Annotated in this window: 18 protein-coding genes; 14 read left to right on the top strand and 4 right to left on the bottom strand. The window is 64.1% G+C overall.

Features of this window, described 5'->3' with window-relative positions; translation table 11 throughout:
• The first annotated feature begins 327 nt into the window (after positions 1 to 327).
• From VSR82_RS12540 to VSR82_RS12520, 5 genes are all read left to right on the top strand, one after another.
• Positions 328 to 1,551, top strand: a complete 1,224-nt coding sequence (locus VSR82_RS12540) for a pyridoxal-phosphate-dependent aminotransferase family protein (RefSeq protein ID WP_368585391.1) — start codon at positions 328 to 330, stop codon at positions 1,549 to 1,551.
• A gap of 718 nt (positions 1,552 to 2,269) precedes the next feature.
• The gene (locus VSR82_RS12535; RefSeq protein ID WP_368585390.1) at positions 2,270 to 3,259 is read left to right on the top strand and encodes a carboxylate--amine ligase; all 990 of its coding nucleotides are present in this window, start codon (positions 2,270 to 2,272) and stop codon (positions 3,257 to 3,259) included.
• A 39-nt stretch (positions 3,260 to 3,298) separates the two neighbouring features.
• Positions 3,299 to 4,552, top strand: coding sequence for an FAD-dependent oxidoreductase (locus VSR82_RS12530; protein ID WP_410851297.1), 1,254 nt, complete (start codon positions 3,299 to 3,301; stop codon positions 4,550 to 4,552).
• Between the two features lie 61 nt (positions 4,553 to 4,613).
• Positions 4,614 to 5,498 carry a polysaccharide deacetylase family protein gene (locus VSR82_RS12525; protein ID WP_429460797.1) on the top strand — a complete coding sequence of 295 codons (885 nt, stop codon included), beginning with the start codon at positions 4,614 to 4,616 and terminating at the stop codon, positions 5,496 to 5,498.
• 93 nt (positions 5,499 to 5,591) lie between these two features.
• Positions 5,592 to 6,836: a glycosyltransferase gene (locus tag VSR82_RS12520; RefSeq protein WP_498857726.1), complete on the top strand. Its 1,245-nt coding sequence runs from the start codon at positions 5,592 to 5,594 to the stop codon at positions 6,834 to 6,836.
• A 450-nt stretch (positions 6,837 to 7,286) separates the two neighbouring features.
• Here the strand turns inward: VSR82_RS12520 and VSR82_RS12515 are convergent, their stop codons facing one another.
• Entirely contained in the window at positions 7,287 to 7,670 is a 384-nt protein-coding gene (locus VSR82_RS12515; protein ID WP_368585386.1) for a hypothetical protein, read from the bottom strand.
• A 218-nt stretch (positions 7,671 to 7,888) separates the two neighbouring features.
• Between VSR82_RS12515 and VSR82_RS12510 the strand changes: the two genes are divergently transcribed.
• From VSR82_RS12510 to VSR82_RS12485, 6 genes are all read left to right on the top strand, one after another.
• Entirely contained in the window at positions 7,889 to 10,108 is a 2,220-nt protein-coding gene (locus VSR82_RS12510) for a GNVR domain-containing protein (protein WP_368585385.1), read from the top strand.
• 143 nt (positions 10,109 to 10,251) lie between these two features.
• A complete protein-coding gene (locus VSR82_RS12505; protein WP_429460791.1) occupies positions 10,252 to 11,352 on the top strand; it encodes a glycosyltransferase in 1,101 nt (366 codons plus the stop codon).
• A gap of 4 nt (positions 11,353 to 11,356) precedes the next feature.
• On the top strand, positions 11,357 to 12,562 hold the full coding sequence (locus VSR82_RS12500) for a hypothetical protein (RefSeq protein WP_429460789.1): 1,206 nt from the start codon (positions 11,357 to 11,359) through the stop codon (positions 12,560 to 12,562).
• A gap of 157 nt (positions 12,563 to 12,719) precedes the next feature.
• Positions 12,720 to 13,637 (top strand): glycosyltransferase family 2 protein, encoded by a 918-nt coding sequence (locus tag VSR82_RS12495; RefSeq protein WP_429460787.1) that lies wholly within the window; start codon positions 12,720 to 12,722, stop codon positions 13,635 to 13,637.
• A 57-nt stretch (positions 13,638 to 13,694) separates the two neighbouring features.
• Entirely contained in the window at positions 13,695 to 15,431 is a 1,737-nt protein-coding gene (locus tag VSR82_RS12490; protein ID WP_429460785.1) for a hypothetical protein, read from the top strand.
• Between the two features lie 24 nt (positions 15,432 to 15,455).
• Positions 15,456 to 16,745, top strand: coding sequence for an oligosaccharide flippase family protein (locus VSR82_RS12485; protein WP_410851305.1), 1,290 nt, complete (start codon positions 15,456 to 15,458; stop codon positions 16,743 to 16,745).
• Between the two features lie 19 nt (positions 16,746 to 16,764).
• Here VSR82_RS12485 and VSR82_RS12480 read toward each other — a convergent pair whose 3' ends face one another.
• On the bottom strand, positions 16,765 to 17,976 hold the full coding sequence (locus tag VSR82_RS12480) for an MFS transporter (RefSeq protein WP_498857725.1): 1,212 nt from the start codon (positions 17,974 to 17,976) through the stop codon (positions 16,765 to 16,767).
• Between the two features lie 357 nt (positions 17,977 to 18,333).
• Between VSR82_RS12480 and xdhA the strand changes: the two genes are divergently transcribed.
• The 3 genes from xdhA to xdhC are packed head-to-tail and all read left to right on the top strand — an operon-like array spanning position 18,334 to position 22,896.
• Entirely contained in the window at positions 18,334 to 19,851 is a 1,518-nt protein-coding gene (gene xdhA, locus VSR82_RS12475; protein ID WP_429460783.1) for a xanthine dehydrogenase small subunit, read from the top strand.
• A gap of 34 nt (positions 19,852 to 19,885) precedes the next feature.
• Positions 19,886 to 22,255, top strand: a complete 2,370-nt coding sequence (gene xdhB, locus VSR82_RS12470; RefSeq protein WP_429460781.1) for a xanthine dehydrogenase molybdopterin binding subunit — start codon at positions 19,886 to 19,888, stop codon at positions 22,253 to 22,255.
• A gap of 29 nt (positions 22,256 to 22,284) precedes the next feature.
• Positions 22,285 to 22,896, top strand: coding sequence for a xanthine dehydrogenase accessory protein XdhC (gene xdhC / locus VSR82_RS12465; protein ID WP_368585376.1), 612 nt, complete (start codon positions 22,285 to 22,287; stop codon positions 22,894 to 22,896).
• Positions 22,897 to 22,963: 67 nt separating this feature from the next.
• On the opposite strand, the gene VSR82_RS12460 is transcribed toward xdhC, so the two are convergent.
• Entirely contained in the window at positions 22,964 to 23,947 is a 984-nt protein-coding gene (locus VSR82_RS12460; RefSeq protein ID WP_429460778.1) for a LysR substrate-binding domain-containing protein, read from the bottom strand.
• A 205-nt stretch (positions 23,948 to 24,152) separates the two neighbouring features.
• Entirely contained in the window at positions 24,153 to 24,812 is a 660-nt protein-coding gene (locus VSR82_RS12455) for a 2-hydroxychromene-2-carboxylate isomerase (protein WP_176379091.1), read from the bottom strand.
• Between the last annotated feature and the right edge of the window lie 65 nt (positions 24,813 to 24,877).

Here is a 24,877-nt window from a genome sequence, read left to right as displayed (position 1 = left end):
CCGAAGAAGCGTGCTTTAGACGTGATTTGCGAAGTCGGTTTTTCGTAAATGAATAACAGTGACAGAGGTGCCGAACTGCAATATCGAATGCACAAACATGCGGCAAGAAACGGGTCAAACAGCAGATTATCTTTCTCACGATGTTAGGCGACTTCGCGAGGAAAGAGTAACTGTCGGGCATTCGGACGCGCGCTTAGCGCGCCGGCTACCCTGGCCAAAAAACTTGCGCAATCGCGCGGTTCGGTGAATGATCGGACGAACGGCCTCGAGCGGCGTATCTGCGGCGAGGCCGTTCGCTCCTTTGCGCTTCACATTCACACACCGATCATGCCGACTTCCACTCCTACTACCGTTGCTGCGTCCGTCCCCTGTCCGGTTGTCGAATCGCTCGACGCCATCCTTCCCGAAGAACCGCTGCTGATGATGGGCGCCGGCCCCGTGCCGATTCCCGCCGCGGTCGCGAAGGCCAATGCGATCGTGATCAACCATCTGGGCGGCACGATGGCGAAGGTGGTGAACCAGGTGAAGACGATGGCGCGCTACGTGTTCCAGACGCAGTCGAAGTGGGTGCTCGGCGTAGCGGGACCGGGATCGGGCGCGATGGAGATGGCGATCTGCAATCTCGCGTGGGAAGGCACGCGCATGCTGTGCATCAAGAACGGCTTCTTCAGCGACCGCATGGGCGAAATGGGCCGGCGCGTCGGCGCGAGGGTGACCACGCTCGAAGTCGCGGACCGCACGGTCGCGAGTCTCGATCAGGTCGCCGAAGCGCTGCGCCGCGAGCGTCCCGAGGTCGTCACGGTCGTGCAGGGCGAGACCTCGAACACCGTGTGGAACCATCATCTGAAAGACATCGTCGCGCTCGCGAAGGAAGCCGGCGCGCTCGTGATCGTCGACGCCGTCTGCACGCTGAGCACGATGCCGCTCGAAATGGACAACTGGGGCATCGACGCGGTGATTACCGGCGGGCAGAAGGGCTTGTCGTCGATTCCGGGTGTGTCGCTGATCGCGTTCTCAGACGCGGCGTGGGCGCGCGTCAAAGGCCGCACGGTGCCCAACACGCACTGGTGCCTCGATGCGTCGCTGGCGGAAAACTTCTGGCACAACGCTGGTTATCACTACACGGCGCCGGTGTCGGGCGTACTCGCTTTGCACGAGGCGCTGCGGCTCGTCTGCGCGGAAACACTGGAGAAGCGTTTCGCGCGCCATCTGAAATGCTCGCTCGCGTTGCAGCAGGGCGTCACCGCGATGGGCCTGCAACTGTATGCGCCGGAGAATTGCCGGCTCAACTCGGTGATCGGCATCGAGGTGCCGGACGGCCTGAGTCCCGCCGACGTCTGCGCGCATATCTCGCGACAGCATCAGGTGGAAATCGCCGGCTCGTTCGGTTTGCCGATCGTGCGGATCGGCCAGATGGGCGAGCAGTGCCGCGAGCACAACCTGTTTCGCACCGTGCACGCGCTCGGCCGCACGATGGTCGATCTCGGCGTCAAGGTCGATTTGCCGGCGGGTGTCGCGGCGCTCGAGCGCGGATTGAGCGAAGGTAAATAAGGCATTTGACGACGCGCTACGAATAGCATTCGTAGCGCATATTTTTTGTGCGATCCAGCACTTTATAGTCCCATTAGAAAGTTTTTTTCCGCCATTATCGCGTCGCAATAAATTAATGCTTCGCAAGGTTTTTACATAACAATTGCGGCATCGCTGAAACCCTTACGGAATAAGGCTCTGCGCCTTTCTAAAGGGTTTTTTTCTCTTCTTACTTTCTATTGTCCTCTGTGCGGCGGCGCACGTATCCAGATCAGGCGGAAACGTAAAGTAGGTCACGGCGAGAGCAGCGCAATGCGCTCGCTGCGGTAAATCGCAAGACCATGATTCGACACACGGCGCGTGCCAGGACGCGCCTGCCGCGCTCATGCATGCTTTCCGCCGAAACATAGCTTTAACGCCCAAGCGCCCCCGCGAGGCGATAAAAAGGATTTCTATCCAATTCGATAGTTCGATCGCGTGGAGTCTCGAAGCATGTCTTCGAGGGCCCATGCACGTACGAAGCAAGGAAATCGACACTATGGCGAGCGCATACGACTCAGGTCAATCGGCAGCGGTTATTGTTGGAGCAGAGTTGAACGGACTGGGGGTAGCGCGATCGCTCGCGCAGGCCCGCGTTCCGGTTGTCGCAGTTGATACGAGGAGCCGCGCGGCGACGTGGTGCCGACACGTTCACGCGCATCAGGTAAAAAGTTTCGTTGGAAAAATATTCGTCGACGAAATGATCGAACTCGGCAAGCGGTTCGATCGTCTGCCGGTTCTGATTCTGACGGACGAAGACGCGGTGCATGCGGTATCGGAAAATCGGCTGGCTTTGTCGCACTGGTATCGATTCCGTTTGCCCGCCGACGACACCGTCAAGATGTTGTCGAGCAAGGCGCGCTTTCACGAATTCGCACAGAGCCATGGCTTTCGGGTGCCGCGCTCGGTCGTGCTCGAAAAGCTTGCCGACATCGAACGGCTGGCCGAACTGCGCTACCCGTGCGTGCTGAAACCAGATGACAAGCGCAACGTGCTGCGCGGCGAGAAAGAACGCGCGGTGCGCGTCGACACGCTGCAGCATGCACGCGATCGCGCGATCGCGATGCTGGCGACGCCAGGCGGCATCATCGCGCAGGAGTGGATCGAGGGGCCCGACAGCAACATCCACTTCACGCTGTTCTATCGCGGCGCCGACGGCAAGATGGTCAGCATGTTCACCGGCCGCAAGGTGTTGAGCTCGCCCCCGGGCGTCGGCAACACCGCCATCTGCGTGGCCGCGCCCGAAGCGCGCGGGACGCTCGAACCGCTGACGCGGCGCTTCGCCGAGGCGGCCGGTTTCGACGGCATGGGCAGCATCGAGTACAAATGGGACGACAACTACAACGAGTTCGTGATGGTCGAGCCGACGGTCGGCCGCACGGACTGGCAGGAGGAGATCGCGACGCTGTGCGGCGTCAACATTCCGCTTGCCGCGTACCGCCATGAACTCGGCCTGCCGTTACCTGTCGAGCGCCTGAGCCGGGTACCGGTCGCGTGGCGCGCGACGTTTTCCGACCGGCCGCCGCCCGAACTGCTGAGCGAGCGCACCAAAATTTTCGATGGCTATTTTCGCTGGAATGATCCGTTGCCAGCGTTGCAGCACTATGTCGTGATGAATCCGCTGCGACGCATGAAGCGCAGCTGGAAAAAAGCGATCAGGGCGCCCGAGTCGCGTCAGGCCAAAGCCTGACGCTAACGACAAAAAAGCCGTTCCCCCTGGAGACCAGCAATGTCTTTGACCGATACCATCATCATTGGCGCGGGGCCGTACGGGTCATCTCTTGCCGCGCATCTGAAGGCCGCCGGCGTGGATCACCAGATCCTCGGCGAACCGATGGGAGCGTGGCGAAACTACATGCCGCCCGGCATGCTGCTGCGCTCCGAAGCTTTTGCGTCGAGCATGCACGCGCCGCGCAGCGGCTTTACCGTCGAAGACTACTGCCGCCTCAAAGGGCTGCCTTACCGGCCGCTCGGCATGGCGCTGCCGCTCGAGACCTTCGTCGAGTACGGGCTGTGGTTCCAGTCGAATCTGGTCGGCGAAATCCAGCCAGTCGATGTACTCGCATTGCGCCGCGTCGGCGATCAGTTCCAGCTATCGCTGAGCGACGGCCGCTCGCTCGCCGCGCGCCGGGTCGTGATCGCGCTCGGCCTGAAGGGCTTCGCGCAAACTCCGCCGGCGCTGCAGGACTTGCCGCCGCAGTATGCGTCGCATTCGGAGCTGTACGGGAACCTCGAATGGGCGCGCGGCAAGGACATTGCGATCGTCGGCGGCGGGCAGTCGGCGCTCGGGCTGTCCGCGTTGCTCAACGAGCTCGGCGCACGCGCGCACGTGCTGATGCGCGAGAGCAGCGTGGTGTGGCATGAGCGGCCGCACGGCGGGCGCAACATCCTGTCGCGCATCAAGAGACCCGACGCGGGGCTCGGGCGCGGCTGGCGCTCCCTGTTCCTGTCCGAGTTTCCCGGCGTGTTCCACATGCTCGACCCGCGACGCCGCAAGCTGATCATGGAGCACACTTATGGCGCGTCCGGCGCATGGTGGCTGCACGATCGCGTGGTCGGCAAGGTACAGATCTCGCATCGCACCGTGGTGCGCTCCGCCGCGATCGAAAACGACCGCGTCGTCCTGAACGTGCTGACCGACGGCAAGGAAGCGCGCGTGAGCGCCGATCACGTGATCGCCGCGACCGGTTTCAAAACCGACATGCGGCAGCACGCGTTCCTGTCGAAAGATCTGGCCGACGCGATTTCGAATCAGGGCGGCATGCCCGACCTGAACTCGCACTACGAAACGCGCGTGCGCGGCCTCTATGTGATCGGTCCGGCGTCCGCCCACAGCTTCGGGCCCGTGATGCGCTTCGTCTATGGAACCAAGCACGCGTCGCCGACCGTGGCGCGGCACCTGATCGGCTCGTTGAAAGCGGGCTCGCGGCAACGCGCGTGGCCCGTCGTCCATGCACCCATGCCGGAGCGCTCAGGTGAATAAGACCCAAACAACGGGCGCGTCTTTCCGCTCGCGCCTCTCCGATAGCTACCGCGGACCCCGCATGAAGCGCTACAAGGCGCTCGTGAAAGAGATGCTCGCGGGCTTCGTGTTGTGGTCGGGTCTTGCGTGGTGCACGCGCAAGCTACTGTGGCGCGATCGCGTGGCCGTGCTGCTTTATCACGATCCTGATCCGGACACGCTCGACCGTCATCTGACTTATCTGAGCAAGCTGTGCGAGTTCGTGCCGTTGACCGACGTCAGCGCGCCCGGCCGCGGCCGCCCGCGCGTGGCGATCACGCTCGACGACGGCCACGCGGGCAACGCGAAGCTGTTGCCGGTGTTCATCAAGCACAAGGTGCGCCCGACGATCTTCCTGTGCAGCCGCATCGTCGGACGGCCGCGCAGTCACTGGTGGCTGCATCCGGGTTCGCTGCGCGTCGGCCATGAACGTCTGAAGCGCATGACGAACGAAGAGCGCCTCGCCGCGCTGGCGGCTGAAGGCTACCAGCAGGACGGCGACGACCGGCCGACCGGCCTGTCGATCGAACAGATGCAGGCGATGCGCGAGCACATCGACTTCCAGGCGCATACGCGCTTCCATCCGATCCTCACGCATTGCAGCGACGCTGAAAGCCAGGCCGAAATCAGCGACAGCCGCCATGAAATCGCGGCGCTGCTGCAACAGCCGTGCGAGCACTTCGCGTATCCGAACGGCAATTACGGCGAGCGCGAAGTGGAGTTCGTGCGCGCGGCGGGCTTCAAAACCGCGCGTACCTGCGACATCGGCTGGAACGATCAGCACACCGATCCGTACCGGCTGCGCACGATCATCATCGACGATGCGGCGTCGACGCTGCGCTTCGCGGCGCAATTGAGCGGCATTGCACTGTTCCTGCGCTATCTGCGCGAGGGCGGCGGCTGGCGCGGCAAGTTTCCGCAGTTTTGAACAGAGGGAGCGCCCGGACCACGCGAATGGACCGGGCAAAGCCGTCCGGGTTCTTCGCGAGACGGCTCGAGAGGCAGACAACAGGAGGGGAACATGCAGCGCTGCAGGGTACTGGTGATCAACGATTACGCGCACATGGGCGGCGCGGAAGTGGTCTATCAACAATCGGCCGAGCTGTTGGGCACGCTGCGCGGCGTCGAGGTCGAGCGTTTCGACGATAGCCAGTTCTCCGGCCGCTCGACGATGCTGACGCGCTCCTGGAACACGACCGCCGCGCGCGCGCTCGAAAAGGCGCTGCACCGTTTCCGGCCGCATCGGCTGATGGTGCACAACTACCACAACGTGCTATCGCCTTCGATTCTCAGCGTGATCGCGCGCAACCAGCGTCAGTTCGGCTACCGCGCGTATCACACCTGCCACGACTATCACCTCGTCTACTACAACCCGTCGCTGCAGTACTTCGACAAGGACAAGCGGCCGATCATTCTGCCGCTCGACGTGTTGCGCACACGCGCGGTCTTCACGTTGCGGCCGACGCCGAAGGGCCTCGTGCACGATCTGATGACCAAGGCGTGGTGGCACGCGGTCCGCGCGGCTTATCAGCCCGCGCGCGTGTTCGACAAGATCCTGTGCCCGAGCCTGTTCATGCAGCAGGCGCTGCATCGCGTGGGCATCGAGAACACGGTGATCGTGCACAATCCGTCGGCGGTGCCGAGTGCGATGCCGATCGTCACGGTGCGCGACAAGGAGCGCTTCAACATCGCGTTCGTCGGACGGATCTCGCCGGAGAAAGGCCTGCTGCAATTTCTGACGCTTTGTGAGGCGGCGGGCTTCGAACGCATCAATAGCATCGGCGTGTATGGCGACGGGCCGGATCGCTCGGCGATCGAACAGCGCTACGCGTCGCTGATCGCCGAGCGCAAGCTGATCCTGTTCGGCACGATGCCGCAGCAGCAGCTGTTTCCCGCGATGCGCGAGTTCGCCGATGCGGTGGTCGTGCCGTCGGTGGGCGCGGAGAACGCGCCCCTCGTCGTCGTCGAGGCGGCGATGCTCGGCCTGCCGGTGCTGATTCGCGATGGCGGCAGCATGGCGGTGACAGCGGAATCGGTCGGCAACAAGATCAAGTTCAAGTTCGATCCGGGCAGTCTGAAACAGGCGCTCGGCGAATTGGCCGTTCATCTGGCCGATGAGCACAGAAAGTACGACGTCGGCGAATATCTGCCCGAGCATTACGCGCGGCGTCTGGCAGAAATCATGCACATCGGCGAAAGCTCGGCGCCCATCGCACCGTCGCGCCGGCGCGCGCGCTATGCAGATAATCCGCGTCCGGCGCCCTGAAAATAGTCGGTGCTGATTGTGGCAAACGGCGTGTATATCCGCACGGTTATCGTCGCTTTAAACATGCGTTTTTTATTGCGTGATTTGTCTGAAGCAATCCTGTAGCAATCAGCTTTTGTGTGCGCTGCCGAACGTTGTAAGGACGGGCTCTCTGAATATTATGATCGCCAAGGAAAGGCTTTTTTTCGAGCATTGAAGCGCGCGGCTCGACAGGGTAAGCGAGGGCGCGTAGCTGGCGATGATCGGCTCGATGGCCGACCAAACCGCAGACTCATCAGAACAAGAGCATGTGCAGGTCGTGAGCGTTTGCGTGGAAAAACGGCGGACGAGACGCGGCTAATCGGGGAAATATTCGCTACCGGGCCCGGCAGTCAGCTCAACCCAAACAGAATGTGGCCGCATGCGGCCACATCAGCGATACGGGGGATCCAAACGGTGGTGCGCTAAAGCTCAGCGCACGCCGTACGGATCAGAGGTCTCGGGAGAGGCGTAGGTCTGGTCTGAATTCCACAAATCGCTGCCGTAGGGGTCCGCTGAGTTCTTGCCGCGGACAGGCTGCGCAACGCTTGTACGTTTCTGCTTCGGAAGGCTGTTTTTAGTTTGGGTGTACACGTTGGGCGCGACATAGCGGTTCTTTTTTGCGTACGCGAAATCCGACGGGGAGCCGTAAAGCGTCGTGGAACTGGCCGCATGAGGCGTCATCGCGTCGAGTTGCGAGTGCTTGGCGACATAACGCGGCGCATAAGCGGAAGAGGAGGCGGACACGATGCTCTGGGCGTGTCCCACCTGGGCAGTCAGTAATACCGGTAATACGGCGGCAAGAAGTTTTTTCATTTCGGTCTCCGTAAAAAAGCGAGTGGTGCGATGTTAGGGAAAAGAGCCGAGCTCGCATAGGTGCTGTTACACACAAGGTAGCCGATGTGGCGTAAATCAGCTACCCCGTCCGATCGAGGCGGTCGGCTCGACGGACACGGGCGTGACTGGATGCGGCGACGTGCCGGTCCGGGCGCCGCGAAGTAGTGGGAAACCGTCGGGACTTTGGGAGAACTCGCATGAACCAAAGCAGTGCACCATTCGATAGCCGGAACAACAACAGCGAACATCCGCCGGCAGGCTTCGCGAACTATCTGGATGCGCTGTATGACAACCGCAAGCTGATTGCCATCACGACGGCCATCGCGGTCGCGCTCGGCATCGGTTATTCGGTGTTCTCCCAACCCGTCTATCGCGCGGACATCCTGGTGCAGGTCGAGGAGAACGCGGGAACCTCGTCCAAGAGCGTGATCGGCGACGTGTCCGCGATGTTCGACGTAAAGACCGCGACGTCCGGCGAGGCCCAGGTGATCGGCTCGCGCATGGTGGTGGGCCGCGCGGTCGACAAGCTCAATCTCGACATCGAAGCGGCGCCGCGCTACTTCCCGCTGTTCGGCCGCTGGCTCGCCCGCCATTCCGATCATCTGTCGACGCCGGGACCGCACGGCTACGTGTACGGCAACGAGCGCATCACGGTGTCGAAATTCGACGTGCCGGAAGAGCTGTTCGACCGTCCGTTCGTGCTGAGGATGGGCGAGGGTTCGAGCTACGAGCTGCAATACGGCAAGCTGAAGCTCGACGGCACGGTCGGCCAGGCGCTTACCGCGACGACCAACTACGGGCCGCTCACGCTCGTCGTCGACCGGATCGACGCGAAGCCCGGCGCGACCTTCGAATTGCGGCGCCAGTCCGCGCTGACGACGACCGAAAAGCTGCGCAAGGAATTGACGATCTCCGAAAAAGGCAAGGAGTCCGACATCCTCGGCGTGTCGCTCGAGGGCAGCGATCCGAATAAGATCAGCGCGATTCTCGGGACCATCGCGGGCGAATACGTGAGCCAGAACCTGAAGCGCAAATCCGAGGAAGCGGAGCGTTCGATCCGTTTCCTCGAAATGCAGCTTCCGGAAATGCGCCAGCAGCTTTCGGATTCGGAAACGCGCTTCAACGACTTCCGCGCGAAGCATGGCACCGTCGATCTCGGCGAGGAAGCGACCAACCTGCTTCAACTGTCGGTTCAGGCGCAGACGCGGCTCGCGGAACTCCAGCAGAAGCGCAATGAACTGCTGTCGCGCTTCACCGACCAGCATCCGGCGGTGCAGTCGGTCAACGCGCAGTTGCGTGCGGCGCAACAGGAAGCGAAAGATCTCGCGAGCCGGACGCAGTCGCTGCCGCCGCTCGAACAGAACGTGCTGCGCCTGCAGCGCGACGTGCAGGTCGGCACCGAACTCGACACGTCGCTGCGCAATACGCTCGAACAGCTGAAGCTGATCAAGGCGGGCAAGGCCGGCAATGTGCGCATCGTCGACGGCGCCGTCGCGCCCGATACGCCGGTGCGGCCCAAGCCGCTCCTGATCATCATCGGCGCGATGATGCTCGGCGTGTTCGTCGGCGCGGTGATCGCGCTGGTGCGTCAGCGTCTGTTCGATGCGATCGACGATCCGTACGAAGTCGAGCTGCGCACCGGTCTGCCGGTCTACGCGAGCGTGCCGTTCAGCCGTCAGGAAGAGCGCTTCGCGCACAGCCGTCGCCGTCCGGAATCGAAGGCGCTCGTGCTCGCGGGCGAAGCGGTGATCGATCCGGCGATCGAAAGTCTGCGTGGCTTTCGCACCGCGCTCGAATTCACGATGACCAAGGCGCGCAACCATATCGTGCTGATCACGGGCCCGACGCCGGGCATCGGCAAGTCGTTCGTGTCGCTGAATCTCGCCGCAGTCATCGGTGCGACCGGCAAGCGCGTGCTGCTGGTCGACGGTGACCTGCGCCGCGGCTTCCTGCATCGGCATCTCGGCGGCGATCGCGGTCCCGGCCTGTCCGATTTGATCCAGGGCGCGTACCGCCCCGAAGAGCTGATTCGCGCGACCCGTTTCCAGGGTGTCGATTTCATCGCGAGCGGCCGCCAGGTGGCGAGCCCGAGCGACGTGCTGTCGAACGCGCGGCTCGAGTCGGTGCTGCGCCAGGTCGCGACCGGCTACGACGTCGTGCTGCTCGACGGCCCGCCGGTGCTGCTCGCCGCGGATGCGGTGCGGCTCGCGTGCGTGGCAGGCACGACGTTCTTCGTCGCGCGTCAGGGTGTGACGGGCATCGGCGAGCTGCGTGAGTCGGTCCGCCAGATGCAGAAGGTCGGCCTGCCGGTGCGCGGCGTGATCATGAACGGACTGAAGATGCGGCCGGGACGCTACAGCTACGGCTACGGACGCTATCGCTACGCGGCCTACATCTACAAACCGTACGACCGATGAACCCGGGCGCGTGGTTCGCGACGCTCCCGCGGTGCGGGGCGTAGCGCCCGAATGGACCGATCAGAAAAACCAACATAGCAATGCGAAGGGATCTTACGGCCGCGCTTGCCGAGCGCACACCGTACAGGCAAGGGACTACTCGGATGAAACAGCTATTTGTCACGCCTTTTCTGCCTCAGAAAAACGCGCCGCAAGCTGGCCACCGGTTGGCCTACGACTACCTGATCAAACTGAGCGCGGAATCGGAGCTGGACGTGCTGATCGTGTCGCGCGTGCCGGTCGACGAAAAGGACATCGAGTTCCGCGCGAACGTACGCAACGTCTATATCCAGTACGTGAGCCGGTTCGACCTGATTCCGTCGTTCCTCGCGAATCCGATGACGTTTTCACCGCGCCTGTACTCGCGCTATAAACCCGCGATCGGCAAGTTCCTTTGCGAGCTCGTCGACAGGCACCGTTACGACACGGTGCGGCTCGAGTTCTCACAATGCTTCACGTATGCACAGAACCTGCGCGAGCGTTTCCACGACGGCGTGAAGATCGTGATGTGCGCGCATGACGTGCAGATCCAGGTCATGCTGCGCATCAAGTCCATCGAAGGATGGCTGTTTACCCGGCAGACCTTCATGCTCGAACAGCGTCTGCTGAAGCTGGCCGACAAGGTGCTCGTGCTGTCGAGCAAGGACGCGCAGCTGATCAACGGCCTGTATCCCGGGGTCGGCACGGTGCAGGTCGTGCCGATCTCGCTGCCGGCGTTTCTGAAGGAAGTGCGGCGCTCCAAAGACACGATCGAGAAAGGCAACATCCTGTTCTGGGGGGCGATGCAGCGCCGCGAAAACGAAGAAGCGCTGCTCAATTTCATCGACGCGATCTTTTTGCCGCTGCGCCAGCGCGGTCTGCAACTCAAGCTGTTCGTGGTCGGCTCCGATCCGAGCGAGCGCGTGAAGCGGCTGAATAGCGACGATATCTGCGTGACCGGTTTCGTCGAAAATCCGGGCAAGTACTTCGAGTCCGCCGATATCGGCGTGGTGCCGCTGCTGTCCGGCGCAGGCGTCAAGCTGAAGACGCTCGAAATGCTCGCGGCGAAACTGCCGGTCGTGTCGACGCCGCTCGGCGCGGAAGGCGTCGAGCACGACGGCACCTTGCTCAACGTGTGCGAGATCGATGAGTTCCAGCACGTGATCGAGCGCATCTACCGCGGGGAACCGGTCAACGTCAACGCCTCCGTGGCGTATCAGGCGTGACGCCATGATCGCGACCATCGCCTATCTGCTGGCCGTCGTGCTGTGCGCATCGCGCGGCGTGCTCGAGTATCTGATCGGCAAGGACGCCGCCTATCTGATCCAGGTCGGCGGCATCGTCGGACTGCTCGTGTGGTACATCTCGCCGACGGCGATCGCCGCTTACTTCCGCGACGAAGGACGCCTGTCGTTCGGCTTGCTCGTGGGCATGCTGTTCTCGATCGGGCTGTCGATCGTCGCGACGCTCGCAGTCACCGATCAGCTCGGGCAGTCCTATCTGTTCGTCTTCATCTTCACGCTGTTCATCTATTTCTACGCGATCTCGAACTATCAAAGACGCTTCGTGCGGCCCCGCGTCGCCTATGTCGGGCTCGTGCTGATCGCGCTGATCGAGGCGGGCGTCGCGCTCGCGCAGCAGCAGAACGTCTTCCCTATCGATCTGCCCGGCGCGACTTACGGCTTCGACAACCTGCGCGCGCCGTCGCTGACCGGCAGCTATCTGCATTACCCGCTGTTCGTCGCGATTGCCGCGTCGCTGTGCGGCGTCGATTATCTGGTGCGCAAGAACGTGCTGTCGGGCCTCGCATGCGCGGTGCTCAGCTTCGCGATTTTCTCCGCGCTGTCGCGCAGCGGCATGCTGATCATTCTCGGCACGTTCGGGCTCGCGTTCGTGCAGGGACCGATCCAGTTCATCACCAGAAACGCGAAGCTGATCGTCGCCACGGTGCTTGCGACGATGGCGATCATGATCTTCGGCGTCGCGCTGAGCAGTCAGAACGATAGTGTCGTCAACGTCGGCACCGAACGGATGATCGGCGCGACCGACCTGCAATCGGACGGCAACGACGGCCGCGCCGAAGCATGGGAAAAGGCCAAGTCGCTCGTATTGCCGGTCAACGCGATCGCCGGCACCTACTTCGGGCTCGTCACGAACTCGGCGCCCGAGCCGGTGAAACAGGAGTTCGGCATCGTCGAATCGAGCGTGCTGCAGCAGATCCTGAATATCGGCCTGATGGGCGCGATCTTCTATTACGGCGTGCTGATATCGGTGACGAAACTCGTGAGCAGCGCAAGCCGCATTGCGCTGTGTGTCTGGGCCGCTTTATTTCAAACGCTCTTCTATCAATCGATCGAAGTGATTCCGTTTGTCTTCATCCTGATGACATTGCCAGTGTTCGATTACGTGGACGGACCGCGTCGAAACAACGCGTAGCGAACCGCAAGGCAGTGCATGCCAGATCGTCCGCATCGCGCGGACGAGCAGTGGGTAGTCGATAGTGCGCGCGACGAGCGCGAAGCATGGTGAACGAACTGGAAAGCCGTGTTTGGGGGTAATTCCACGAACACCTGATGCAAAGCAGGAGGTGGGGATGAACCTGAAGGGAATGTTTAGCGTGGTGATCGTCAATTACAACACGCCGAAACTGGTCGGAAATTGCGTGCGCTCCGTGCTGGAACTTTCGATTGCGGATAAGGAGGACATCGTCGTAGTGGACAACGCTTCACCGGACAATTCCTTTTCCTATCTGCGGGAGACGCTTCCGACAGGAGTGAGACTCGTCAAAACTTCGATCAATCGCGGCTTCGGAGCCGGCGTCAATTTCGGCATGGTCGGTTGTCTGCGCGAACTCGTGCTGGTGCTGAACCCGGACACCTATTTCGTCGATACATCGCTCGAAAAGGCGGTGCAGTTGTTCAACACGGAGAAGGACGTCGGCCTCGTCGGTCTCGATCTGGTCTATCCGGATGGCGAGCGGCAGTTTTCCGCGCGGCGCTTCTATTCGGTGCTCGACATACTCGGCCGGCGTTCGCCGCTCGGGCGGCTCGGCGTGTTCAAGCGCCGCATCGACATCCACATGATGCGCGAAGCATGGGCCGCGGGCACGCCGTTCGAAGCCGAGTGGGTGCTGGGCACGGGCTTCATCGTGCGGCGCGCGTTGTTCGGCGAACTCGGCGGCATGGACGAGCACTTCTTCCTCTATATGGAGGACGTCGATTTTTGCGCGCGCATCTGGCAGGCGGGCTACCGCGTGCTGTGCGTGCCGGGCGCGCGGCTCACGCACGAGCATCAGCGTGCGTCGGCAGCGGGCTTCCTCAGCAAGGCGGGACGCCGGCATATGAACAGCTTGTGGCGCTTCAGCCGCAAGTATCGTGTGCCGCTGTTCAGACCGCCAGGCGTGCAGGGCCTGATTCGCGGCGCGAAGGCGCGTGCGCTGCCGGTCCCGATGAGCGCCGTGAGCGCGCGTCCGGCGGCCGCCGAGCAGGCGCAAAGCATCACGGTCGAGTGACGCCTCGCGCCGTATCGACGTGAAAAAAGAAGGAGTAACGCAATGGGGGAGGAGTAGATGAAAACCCGGCGACAGGCGCTCAAGACGTTCCTGCTCGGCGGCCTGGCCGGGGCCAGTGCAAGTGCAGCCGATCTGGGCATCGCGCGCGCGACGGGGCACGCGCCGCGCGCGCCCGGCGCGTTCGCGACTCCGGGTAACGGCGCGGACGACGGCGCAGGCGGCATCCTGCGCGTCGCCGCGTCCGTGCCCGAGCGTGCCGCATCGGAACCGGTGGCGCCGAGCTATCTGAAGACGCTGAGCGACATCGTCGCGGGACTCGAGGTCAGCGTCGCGCGCTTCGTCGATCCGCGCAGGCTGGCGGCGATCCAGCGCGGCGCGTCCGGCTACGATGTCGGCGCCGAACTCCGCGAGGCGTTCGCGAGCGGCGCGCGCGGGCTCTATCTGCCGCGCGGCATCTGGCGTTACACCGGCGACCTGACCACCGCCAACGGTTCGAGACTGCGCGGCGACGGCGGCGGCGAATACGTAGTGATCACCGACATCGCGATGGGCGCGACCGTGCTGGAGAGACAGGACGCGGGCGGCCCGACATCGGCGGCGCTGAAGCTCGGCGACTCGGCGTTCGTCGAGCATGTGCAGGTGCGGCCCGCGCATTACGACAAGGTCATCTACTACCTCGCCAACTATCCGGCGCACACCGGCAACACGGCGATCGGCATCCACTTCGGCACGTCGGCCGGAGCGAGTCGTTGCACGGCGATCGGTTTTTCGCGCGCGGGCTACGAGCTCGGCGTCACGTCGACGCTCGAGCGCTGCTATGCGTACATGTGCGAGCGCGGCTTCTACGCGACCGAGCATACCGATGGCTCGCTGATCAACTGCATCGGCATGTTCTGCCATACGGCCGGCGCGGATATCGTCGACAACTTCTGGCAGGTGATCGGCGGACGCTGGGAATGGAACGCGCGGCATGGCGTGATTCTCGGCGCGGAGTCGCTGATCGTCGGCGCGGTGTTCGATCGCAATGGCTTTGCCGGCGTCTATATGAAGAGCGGCAACTGGGGCAAGGTGGTGAACGGCAACTACTTCTCGCGCAACGGTTGCGGCGGCGACGGCAAGATCGGGCGCTGGAAGTTCTCGACGCGCGGCCATCCGTCGTACCTCGATGTGCCGCCCGGTCAGAGCTGCCACATCCAGATCGACTACCAGCAGGGCGCGACGATCGTCGGCAATCGCTACCGTCCCGGCCAGGACGACGAGAACGCCGGCTGCGACGGCCCGCAGTTCGTGTACGGCAGTTCCACCGCGCCGGGCAGCACGCCGCTCGACGGCATCACGATTCAGGGCAATTTCGGCGATCGCGCCGGCGATTCGATCGTCGGTTACGCGAAGGCGTATCCGGGCGGCGGCGCGATCGCGGGCGGCAAGGACGCGAGCCTCGTGCATGCGCTGAATCTCGGCGTCGGCTACGAACGCGGCGGCGTCGCGGCGGCACTGCATTGCGGAAACCAGACGGTGTCGCAGGAGACGACGCGCATCTCGATCAACGTGCTGCGCTCGACCTCGGGCCGCGTGGTGTTGCGTGCGGCCACACGCGGCCATGCTCTACTCGCCGAAATCCTGTTCGCAACCGACGCAAGCGATGCCAATTACAAGACCGTGGTCAGCAATCTGATCGGCAATGCGGTGAAGAGCGCGGTGTTGAACGCAAATAGTGAAGACGATCGCTACAACAAGATCGATATCGCACTAAGTGAACCTGCTTTCGTGTCGTATTCTGTTTTTTCGACTTGAGTTTTAACTGCAAACAGGACGATTGTGTCGACGAGAAACGTCATCATCGCGCTGTATTCGGTGTATGCGCTGAACTACGTGCTGCCGCTCGTTACGTTGCCGTATCTGTCGCACGTACTTGGGCCGGCCGGGTTGGGCGTGATCGGTTACGCGCAATCGATTTCGCAGATTCTTCTCGTCATCGTCGACTTCGGCTTCGGCCTGTCGAGCGCGCGCAAGGTGGCGGTGCACATCGACAACCCGGAAGTCGTGAACCGCATCTACTGGTCGACCACGATCGGCCGCGCGATTCTCGCGTTGCTGTGCTCGCTGGTGCTGGTCGTCTGGGCGTTCGCCGCTCACATGTCGCCGCAGGAGCGCGCTGCGACGCTGCTCGGCTCGCTCGTGATCTGGGGCGGCGTGCTGACGCCCGGCTGCTTCTACGAAGGCACGCAGCGCCTGCCGGTGCTCGCGGGCACGCTGCTCGCCACGCGCGTAGGTCTGCTGATTCCGCTCTTCCTGTTCGTGAAGACTCGCGACGACGTGATGCTCGCGGCCGCGCTGCAATATGCGCCGACCTTCGTGTGCGGGTTGATCCTCATGGGCGTGCTGATCTGGAAGCGCGAGATTCTGCTGACCGTGCGGGTCCGCTGGGCCGACGTGATGGCCGAGGCGAAAGAGGCGTATCACATCTTCCTCGGCTCGGCGCTGACGTCCGTGTACATGTACGCAAACGTGATCATGCTGCGCATGATCAGCGGCCCGGGCGCGGTCGGCTATTACGTGGCGGCCGAGCGGCTCACCAACGCGCTGCGCGCGTGCACGGCGCCGGCCATCCAGGCGTTCTTTCCGAAGATCTGCGTCGCGTACGAGCGCAACGACTTCGGCTATATCCACAAGGTCAACCGCGGCTTCATGCTCGCGTTCGCGGCGTCGGCGGTGCTGATCCTGGTCGGCTTCACGGTGCTCGGGGAATGGTTCGTCGGACGTTTTCTCGGCGAGGCGTTCGGCGAGACGTTCCGCATTTTGCGCGTCCTCGTGTTCGTGCCGGCAATCGTCGGCATGACGACGACCCAGGTGATGCTGACGGTGATCGCGTCGGGCAATCAGTCGTTGCTGAAGCGGATCTATATCTACGGCGCGCTGTTCCATCTGGTGCAGGCACCGATCAGCATCTACTTCTGGGGCGGTGTCGGCACCGCGTGCTCGGTGGCCGCGACCGAACTGTTCATGCTGATCGGCGTGTACAACGTGGCGAGCCGGATCAATCACGGCCAGATCGCGGTGCGCTCGCAGACGGCGATCAAGCAGGAAATGGCGGCGGAGCGGGATTAGCCGCCGAGGCGAACGGTGCTTACTGCGCGGTGGACAGATTGGTCACTTTCGCGTTGCGCAGATACAGCACCGTCGACAGCACGACCGCCGCGGCAGCCGCGAGCGCGGCAAACAGGAACACCGAGCCGTAACCGAACTCGCCGGCGATATACCCCGCCAGCGGCCCGGTGATGCCGAGCGACAGATCGAGGAACACCGAGTACGCGGACAGTGCCGCGCCGCGGCTCGCCGGCGGCACCAGCCCGACCGCCTCGACGCCGAGCGCTGGAAACACCAGCGCGAAGCCGAAGCCGGTCAGCGCGGCGCCCGCGAGCGCGATATGCGGCTCGGGCGCGAGCCACAGCATCAACAGACCCGCGCATTCGAACGAGAACGATGCGATCGCGACGCGAAAGCCGCCGTAGGTCTTGATCGTGTTCGCGAACAGCAGGCGCGCGCCGATGAACAGCGTGCCGAACAGCGTCAGCGACAGCGCCGCGTTCGGCCAGTGCTTCGCCGCATAGAACAGCGTGATGAAGGTCGCGATCGAGCCGAAGCCGGCCGAGCCGAGCGCGAGACCCATGCCGTGCGGCAGCACGCGCGTGAACACGCTGCGATACGACATCCGCTCGCCGTGCACGACCGGCACGGGCGCGATCAGACGCGCGAGGTAATAGCCGAGCCCCGCGAGCGCGATCACCAGAATGCCGAGCGCGGTGAAGCCGATCGAGCGCGAGATCATCACGCCGAGCGGCGCGCCGATCGCGAGCGCGCCGTAGGTCGCGATGCCGTTCCACGAAATGACCCGGGCGTTGTTCGACGTGCCGACCCGGCCGATCCCCCACAGGATTGCGCCGGTGCCGCACAGACTCTCGCCGAAACCGAGCACGAGGCGGCTGCACACCAGCAGCGCGAGGCTCAGCACCGGCCACTGACCGGCCAGCGCGGCGAGCAACAGCAGCACGCCGCTCGCGCCGCAGCCGAGCAGACCGATCGATACCGTGCGCTTCGGCCCGAGCGTGTCGGCCGAACGGCCCGCGAGCGGCCGCGACGCGAGTGTCGCGAGGTACTGCACGCTGATCGCCGCGCCGGCCAGCACCGCGCTGTAGCCGAGGTCGCCGTGCACGTAGCCGGGCAACACCGCGAGCGGAATTCCGATCGCGAGGTAGCAAAGGAAGGTGAAAAAGACGACTGGAATGATCTGCAGGGTCGTCGCAAATTCGCTGCGGGCGGGCGCGGAGTCGGTGGACATCGGGAAAACGAGACTTGAAATCGGCGAAGAGCCGTGATTCTCCCATGGAACCGATTCCCTTGCAGGGCTTGCTTAAAAAATGGGACGAATAAATGGCGGGTCGCGACTTGGTAAAGGTCCGGTTTCGCGCGGCTTGCCGGGATAAGACATGTCATTTCACCTGCAAAACATCTAAAAAAACGGCAAAAACGTCGGATCAACATAAGCGTTGCCACGCGCAAATCCATCTCCATATCGCGCGACGAATATGTCCCCCATGCGATTCAGGCTATGGGTTGCGTTTATTGACGGTGATAGCTTTCAAACCATCGACGCGGCGGGTCCGCGCGAACACAGAACAGACGAGAGCATCGAGACATGACTGAGCCGATTCGCTTCTATCACCGCAACGCGATCCGCGAAATCCAGGACGCGCCCATCACCCGCACGGTGCTGCAATATCTGCGCGAGGACGCGCATTGCACCGGCACCAAGGAAGGCTGCGCCGAGGGTGACTGCGGCGCCTGCACCGTCGTGATCGGCGAGCGCAACGCGGCGGGCGGCGTCGACTTCAAGGCGGTCAACGCCTGCATCCAGTTCGTGCCGACGCTCGACGGCCGCGCGCTCTTCACGGTCGAAGACCTGCGCCAGCCGGACGGCTCGCTGCATCCGGTGCAGCAAGCGATGGTCGATTGTCACGGCTCGCAGTGCGGCTTCTGCACGCCGGGCTTCATCATGTCGATGTGGGCGCTCTACGAGAAGCACGGCCACGAGCATGGCTGCGCGAACCGCACGGTGCCGTCGCGCGAGGCGATCGGCAATGCGCTGACCGGCAACCTTTGCCGCTGCACCGGTTACCGGCCGATCGTCGATGCGGCCGAGCGCATGTTCGACGCGCCCGCGCCGACAGCGCCGCTCGACGTGAAGGCGCTCGCCGGCACGCTCGCGACGCTCGAGCGCCGCGACACGTTCGAGTACGAGCACATGGGCCAGCGGTTCGCCGCGCCGCGCACGGTCGCGGCGCTCGCGCAGATCAAGGAGCAGGAACCGGCCACGCGCATCCTCGCGGGCAGCACCGATATCGGCCTGTGGGTCACCAAGCAGATGCGCGAACTCGGCAACCTCGTCTACGTCGGGCAGATCGCCGAGCTGCAAAAGCTCGAAACCAATGACGACTGGATCGAGATCGGCGCCGGCGTCAGCGTCGAAAGAGCGTACGCCGAGATCGCGAAGCAGTATCCGGAGCTTACCGAAATGTGGCAGCGCTTCGCGTCGCTGCCGATCCGCAACGCCGGCACGCTCGGCGGCAACATCGCGAACGGCTCGCCGATCGGCGATTCGATGCCCGGGCTGATCGCGCTCGGCGCGCGCGTGATCGTGCGCGGCGGCGACATCGAGCGCGACATGCCGCTCGAAGACCTGTACCTCGCATATCAGAAGAAGGACATGGCTGAGCACGAGTTGGTCGTCGGCCTGAAGGTGCCCGCGCGCGGCGGCGCGCGCAAGAACCTGCGCTTTCGCACCTACAAGCTGTCGAAGCGTTTCGACTCGGATATCTCGGCCGTGTGCGCGGCGTTCTCGTTCGTCGCCGACGGCGACGTGATCCGCGAGCCGCGTATCGCGTTCGGCGGCATGGCCGCGACGCCGAAGCGCGCGCTCAATGCCGAAGCCGTGCTGCGCGATGCTGATTGGCACGAGGCGACCGCACAGGCCGCGATGCTCGCGCTCGGCAACGACTACGCGCCGCTCACCGACATGCGCGCGACCAGCGACTACCGCCTCGAAGCGGCGAAGAACACGCTGTACCGCTTCTGGCTCGAAACGCGCGCGCGGGAGCCGCTGCCGAAGAGCGCACTCGATGTGCGCGCGGTCGCGCCGGCCGGCGCGAGCATTTGAGCGCCGCGCGTCCACGGATACGGAGAACCCAACAATGAACCAGCAAGCCGAACCGTTCCTGAAAGAGCTTCAGGATCTCGACGACTTCACCCAGGTGCACGTGTCGCGTCCGCACGAGTCCGCGCATCTGCACGTGAGCGGCCGCGCGACCTACACCGACGATATCCCCGAACTCGCGGGCACGCTGCACGCGGCGCTGGGGCTGTCGTCGAAGGCGCACGCGAAGATCGTGTCGATCGCACTCGACCAGGTGCGCGCGTCGCCCGGCGTGGTCGCGGTCTTCACCGCCGACGACATCCCCGGCGTCAACGACGTTGCCCCGATCGTTCATGGCGACGATCCGATCCTCGCCGACGGCGTCGTGCAATACGTCGGCCAGCCGATGTTCATCGTGGTCGCGAGCTCGCACGAAGCGGCGCGGCTCGGCGCGCGGCGCGCCGAGGTGGTCTACGAGGAACTGCCGGCGGTACTGACCGCGCAGCAGGCGCGCGCCGCGAACCAGTACGTGCTGCCGCCGATGAAGCTCGCGCGCGGCGACGCCGGCACGAAGATCGCGCGCGCCGCGCATCGCGAGGCCGGTGCGATGCTGCTCGGCGGCCAGGAGCAGTTCTATCTGGAAGGGCAGATCTCGTACGCGGTGCCGAAAGATGACGACGGCATGCACGTCTACTGCTCGACCCAGCATCCGACCGAAATGCAGCACCTCGTCGCGCACACGTTGGGCGTTGCATCACATAACGTGTTGATCGAATGCCGGCGCATGGGCGGCGGGTTCGGCGGCAAGGAATCGCAGTCAGCGCTATTTGCCTGCTGCGCCGCGCTCGCCGCATGGAAGCTGCTGTGCCCAGTGAAGCTGCGCCCCGATCGCGACGACGACATGATGGTGACCGGCAAGCGCCACGATTTCCACTACACGTACGAAGTCGGCTACGCCGACGACGGCGTAATCGAAGGCGTCGCCGTCGACATGACCTCGCGCTGCGGCTTTTCCGCGGACCTGTCGGGCCCGGTGATGACGCGCGCGCTGTGCCACTTCGACAACGCGTACTGGCTGTCGGATGTATCGATCGACGGCTTCTGCGGCAAGACCAACACGCAGTCGAACACCGCGTTTCGCGGCTTCGGCGGCCCGCAGGGCGCATTCGCGATCGAGTACATCCTCGACAACGTCGCGCGCTCGTGCGGCATGGATTCGCTCGACGTGCGCCGCCGCAATCTGTACGGCAAGACCGAACGCAATCAGACGCCGTACGGCCAGGTGGTCGAAGACAACGTGATTCACGAACTGATCGACGAACTCGAAGCGACCAGCGACTATCGCGCGCGCCGCAAGGAGATCGACGCATTCAACGCGAACAACGAGATCCTGAAGAAAGGCCTCGCGCTGACGCCGGTCAAGTTCGGCATCGCGTTCAACGTCACGCACTTCAACCAGGCCGGCGCGCTCGTGCATATCTACACCGACGGCTCGGTGCTCGTGAATCACGGCGGCACCGAAATGGGCCAGGGGCTGAACACCAAGGTCGCGCAGGTCGTCGCGCATGAACTCGGGGTCGGCTTCAAGCGCATTCGCGTGAGTGCGACCGATACGAGCAAGGTCGCCAATACGTCGGCGACGGCCGCGTCGACCGGCTCCGACCTGAACGGCAAGGCCGCGCAGGACGCCGCGCGCCAGCTGCGCGAGCGGCTCGCCGCTTTCGCGGCCGAACGCTACGGCGCGGGCAGCGTGAACGCGCGCGACGTGCGCTTCGCGCATGATCGCGTGGTGGTCGGCGAGGTCGCCGTGCCGTTCGAGGAAGTGATCGCGAAGGCGTATCTCGCGCGCATCCAGCTGTGGTCCGACGGTTTCTACGCGACACCGAAGCTCTACTGGGATCAGTCGAAGCTGCAAGGCCGGCCGTTCTATTACTACTCGTATGGCGCGGCGGTATCGGAAGTCGTGATCGACACGCTGACCGGCGAAATGCGCGTGCTGCGCGCCGATGCGCTGCACGACGTCGGCGCATCGCTGAATCCGGCGCTCGACGTCGGCCAGGTGGAAGGCGCGTTCATCCAGGGCATGGGCTGGCTCACCACGGAAGAACTGTGGTGGAACGCGGGCGGCAAGCTGATGACGCACGCGCCGTCGACGTACAAGATTCCGACCGTCAACGACGTGCCGCCGGTCTTCAACGTGAAGCTGTTCAAGAACCGCAACGTGGAGGACAGCATCCATCGTTCGAAGGCGACCGGCGAGCCGCCTCTGCTGCTGCCGTTCTCGGTGTTCTTCGCGGTGCGCGACGCAGTGTCGGCGGTGGGCGGCCACCGGGTCAATCCGCCGCTCAATGCGCCCGCGACCAGCGAGGAAATCCTGAAGGCGGTCGGCGCGGTGCGCGCCGCGACCACGGCCGCGCGGCAGGCTTGATGCGAATGGCGGACGAGCGGGAGCGCGATATGGAAGTACGCCTGAACAATTCTCTGAACGGCACCGGCGCCAGTGACGACCGCGCGCCGGTGCGGATCGGCCGGCGTAGCGTCGCATCCGAAATGGCACCGCGGCCCGCGCCGATGCATATCGTGCTGTTCGGCGCGGGACATGTCGGCCATGCGCTCGTGCAATTGCTCGGCAGCCTGCCGTGCGTGGTCCAGTGGGTCGACGAGCGCGACGAGCTGTTCCCCGACGAAACGCCGCCCAACGTGCAGGTCGAAGCGACCGACACGCCCGATGCGATCGTCGACGCGGCGCCGCCCGGCGCGTGGTTTCTGGTGATGACGCACAACCATGCGCTCGATTTTTCGCTGGCCGCGCGCATCATGCGACGGCGCGATTTTAGCTATTTCGGCATGATCGGCTCGAAGACGAAGCGCGTGAAATTCGAGCGGCGTCTGCTCGAACGAGGCGTGGAGCTGGAGCGGCTCGCGGACATGACGTGCCCGATCGGCGTCGAGGGCATCGTCGACAAGGCGCCCGCCGCGATCGCGATTGCGGTGTGCGCCCAACTGCTGCGATTGAGGGCACAACGGGCCGCGAGCCAGATCCGCGCAACGGAGCAGATCATGGCTTAGGCCACACGGCGCAACGGGCTTGCGCGAGTGTTCGAGGGGGACGGGGCTCATGCGCCGTCCCCCTTCTTCATTTGCCGCTGGACACTCGTTGTTGGCCCCGCTGCGGCGTCTTCACGCGCGGCGCTTTGCGCGCGACCAGTTCACTCGACACCTCGGACATCAACGTCCTCAGCCAGCCGACATCGCTCGGCCGATCCGGCTGCGGATGCCACAACTGATAGCAGCGGATGCGCGGAAACGCGATCGGCACATCGACGACCGCAAGCGGCAGCATGCTCGCGTAATGCATCGCGAAGCGCCGCGTGGTCGTGAAGATCAGATCGGATTGCAGCAGCGTCTGCGCGACGAGCCCGAAGTAGGGCAGCGTCGCGACGATGCGCCGGCTCGCCTTCGCGCGCGCGAAGCCGATATCGATCGCCCCGCCGCGCGTGCCGCTGTACGGGGTCGGCGCCAGATGCGGCGCGGCCAGATAGGCGTCGCGCGTGAGCGGCTCGCGGGTCAGCGGATGGTCCGCGCGCATCATGCACACGACGGTATCGGCGAACAGGTCGCTGCGCTCGAAGCGCGGATCGGGCTTCGGCCAGTTGCCGATCACGAGATCGAGTTCGCCGGCGTCGAGCGCGGCCGAATGATCGAGCAGCGGCCCCAGCGACTCGATTTCGAGCCGCGCATGCGGCGCCGCCTCGCGAAATCGCGCGATCACGGTCGGCATGAAGAAGTCGTTCAGATAGTCGGGCGCGGCGACGCGAAACGTGCGGCGCGAGCGGCCCGGGTCGAAATCGCCGTGCGGCGTCGCGACGAAATCGACATCGCGCAGCACGCGCTGCGCGGCCGCGAGCAGCGACTCGCCGTATTCGGTCGGCACCATGCCCGACTTGCCGCGCACCAGAATCGGATCGCCGAGCGTATCGCGCAGCTTGCGCAGCGCGGTGCTGATCGCGGGCTGGGTCTGGTTCAGCCGCATCGCGGTCTGCGTGACGCTGCGCTCGACGAGCAGCGTGCGCAGCACGCGCACGAGCCAGATATCGAGTGAGGCGGCGGTGTCGTCCATGGTCGAAGCGTGGTGACGCGGGCGCCGCCGATCGGCTCGCCGCGCGGCGCGCGCGTGGGGTGCGAAAGCTTATAACCTTAGGCCCGTTTGCGCGTCGGCGGCATAGCGGGCGCGGTATGGCCGGCATCAGCGCGGCGCGTGCCGGCGGCGCTTCGCGCGGGCCGAAGCGGCAGCCGCAGCGCGGCCCGCCGCCGCCGCCGCCGTGTTATGGCGCCGGTGCCGGCTTGTCCGCGAGGCCCCACGGCAGCGAACTGATCCGCTTCACTTCGCGCGATTCGAGCCAGTTCGGCGTGCGCGCGCAGTACAGCACCATCGGCAGCGCGTCCTCGCCCCAGAACAGCTGATCGTTCAGACGAAACGTCGGCACGCCATAGACGCCGAGGTCGATCGCATCGGCGGTATTGCGCTGCAGTTGCGCCTTCACCGCTTCGTCCTGGATCAGCTCGGGGCCGTCCGGCTTGCCGACGCGCTCGCACAGCTCGGCGAACGCTTCGTCGCTCGACGGGTCGCGCCCGTCGCGCCAGATGAAGCGGAAAATCTCGCGCACGAATTGCACGTCGCCGTTCGCGGCGGTTGCGAGCAGCAGCGGTTTCATCGAATCGAACGGATGGGCGGGCGGCATCTTGTACGGGATGCCGAGCTGCTCCGCGCGAAACAGCGCATGCCGGTACATGAAGGTGCGCTTGGCGGGCACGCTGTACGCGGAGCGCTGGCCCCAGTGGCGATACAGATCGTTCAGCACGACCGGCGTGAATGCGAAGTCCATGCCGGGCCATTTGTCGTGTTGCTCGAGCAACAGGTACGTGAACGGCGAGACGAAATCGTAAAACCACAGCGGCTGTTGGGCGTCGATGCCAACGGTCATAAAGGTCTCCCGGATTGCCTGTGTCGGACGGAGCGGAGGGTGGGTCCGTTATCTCATCAAAATTG

It is taken from the genome of Burkholderia sp. JPY481 (assembly GCF_038900515.1).
In the GTDB taxonomy this organism is placed as follows: Bacteria; Pseudomonadota; Gammaproteobacteria; order Burkholderiales; family Burkholderiaceae; genus Paraburkholderia; species Paraburkholderia youngii.
Note: the sequence above shows the minus strand (reverse complement) of the source record. Positions and strands in the feature narration are given on the sequence as shown.

What these genes read in the sequence shown, in the direction of transcription:
- VSR82_RS12460 (WP_429460778.1), bottom strand. Translation starts at nt 23,947, where the DNA reads ATGGACGACACCGCCGCCTCACTCGATATCTGGCTCGTGCGCGTGCTG.
- xdhC (WP_368585376.1), top strand. Translation starts at nt 22,285, where the DNA reads ATGGAAGTACGCCTGAACAATTCTCTGAACGGCACCGGCGCCAGTGAC.
- VSR82_RS12505 (WP_429460791.1), top strand. Translation starts at nt 10,252, where the DNA reads ATGAAACAGCTATTTGTCACGCCTTTTCTGCCTCAGAAAAACGCGCCG.
- VSR82_RS12535 (WP_368585390.1), top strand. Translation starts at nt 2,270, where the DNA reads ATGATCGAACTCGGCAAGCGGTTCGATCGTCTGCCGGTTCTGATTCTG.
- VSR82_RS12480 (WP_498857725.1), bottom strand. Translation starts at nt 17,976, where the DNA reads ATGTCCACCGACTCCGCGCCCGCCCGCAGCGAATTTGCGACGACCCTG.
- VSR82_RS12495 (WP_429460787.1), top strand. Translation starts at nt 12,720, where the DNA reads ATGAACCTGAAGGGAATGTTTAGCGTGGTGATCGTCAATTACAACACG.
- VSR82_RS12455 (WP_176379091.1), bottom strand. Translation starts at nt 24,812, where the DNA reads ATGACCGTTGGCATCGACGCCCAACAGCCGCTGTGGTTTTACGATTTC.
- xdhA (WP_429460783.1), top strand. Translation starts at nt 18,334, where the DNA reads ATGACTGAGCCGATTCGCTTCTATCACCGCAACGCGATCCGCGAAATC.
- VSR82_RS12525 (WP_429460797.1), top strand. Translation starts at nt 4,614, where the DNA reads ATGAAGCGCTACAAGGCGCTCGTGAAAGAGATGCTCGCGGGCTTCGTG.
- VSR82_RS12530 (WP_410851297.1), top strand. Translation starts at nt 3,299, where the DNA reads ATGTCTTTGACCGATACCATCATCATTGGCGCGGGGCCGTACGGGTCA.
- VSR82_RS12510 (WP_368585385.1), top strand. Translation starts at nt 7,889, where the DNA reads ATGAACCAAAGCAGTGCACCATTCGATAGCCGGAACAACAACAGCGAA.
- VSR82_RS12515 (WP_368585386.1), bottom strand. Translation starts at nt 7,670, where the DNA reads ATGAAAAAACTTCTTGCCGCCGTATTACCGGTATTACTGACTGCCCAG.
- VSR82_RS12500 (WP_429460789.1), top strand. Translation starts at nt 11,357, where the DNA reads ATGATCGCGACCATCGCCTATCTGCTGGCCGTCGTGCTGTGCGCATCG.
- VSR82_RS12490 (WP_429460785.1), top strand. Translation starts at nt 13,695, where the DNA reads ATGAAAACCCGGCGACAGGCGCTCAAGACGTTCCTGCTCGGCGGCCTG.
- xdhB (WP_429460781.1), top strand. Translation starts at nt 19,886, where the DNA reads ATGAACCAGCAAGCCGAACCGTTCCTGAAAGAGCTTCAGGATCTCGAC.
- VSR82_RS12540 (WP_368585391.1), top strand. Translation starts at nt 328, where the DNA reads ATGCCGACTTCCACTCCTACTACCGTTGCTGCGTCCGTCCCCTGTCCG.
- VSR82_RS12520 (WP_498857726.1), top strand. Translation starts at nt 5,592, where the DNA reads ATGCAGCGCTGCAGGGTACTGGTGATCAACGATTACGCGCACATGGGC.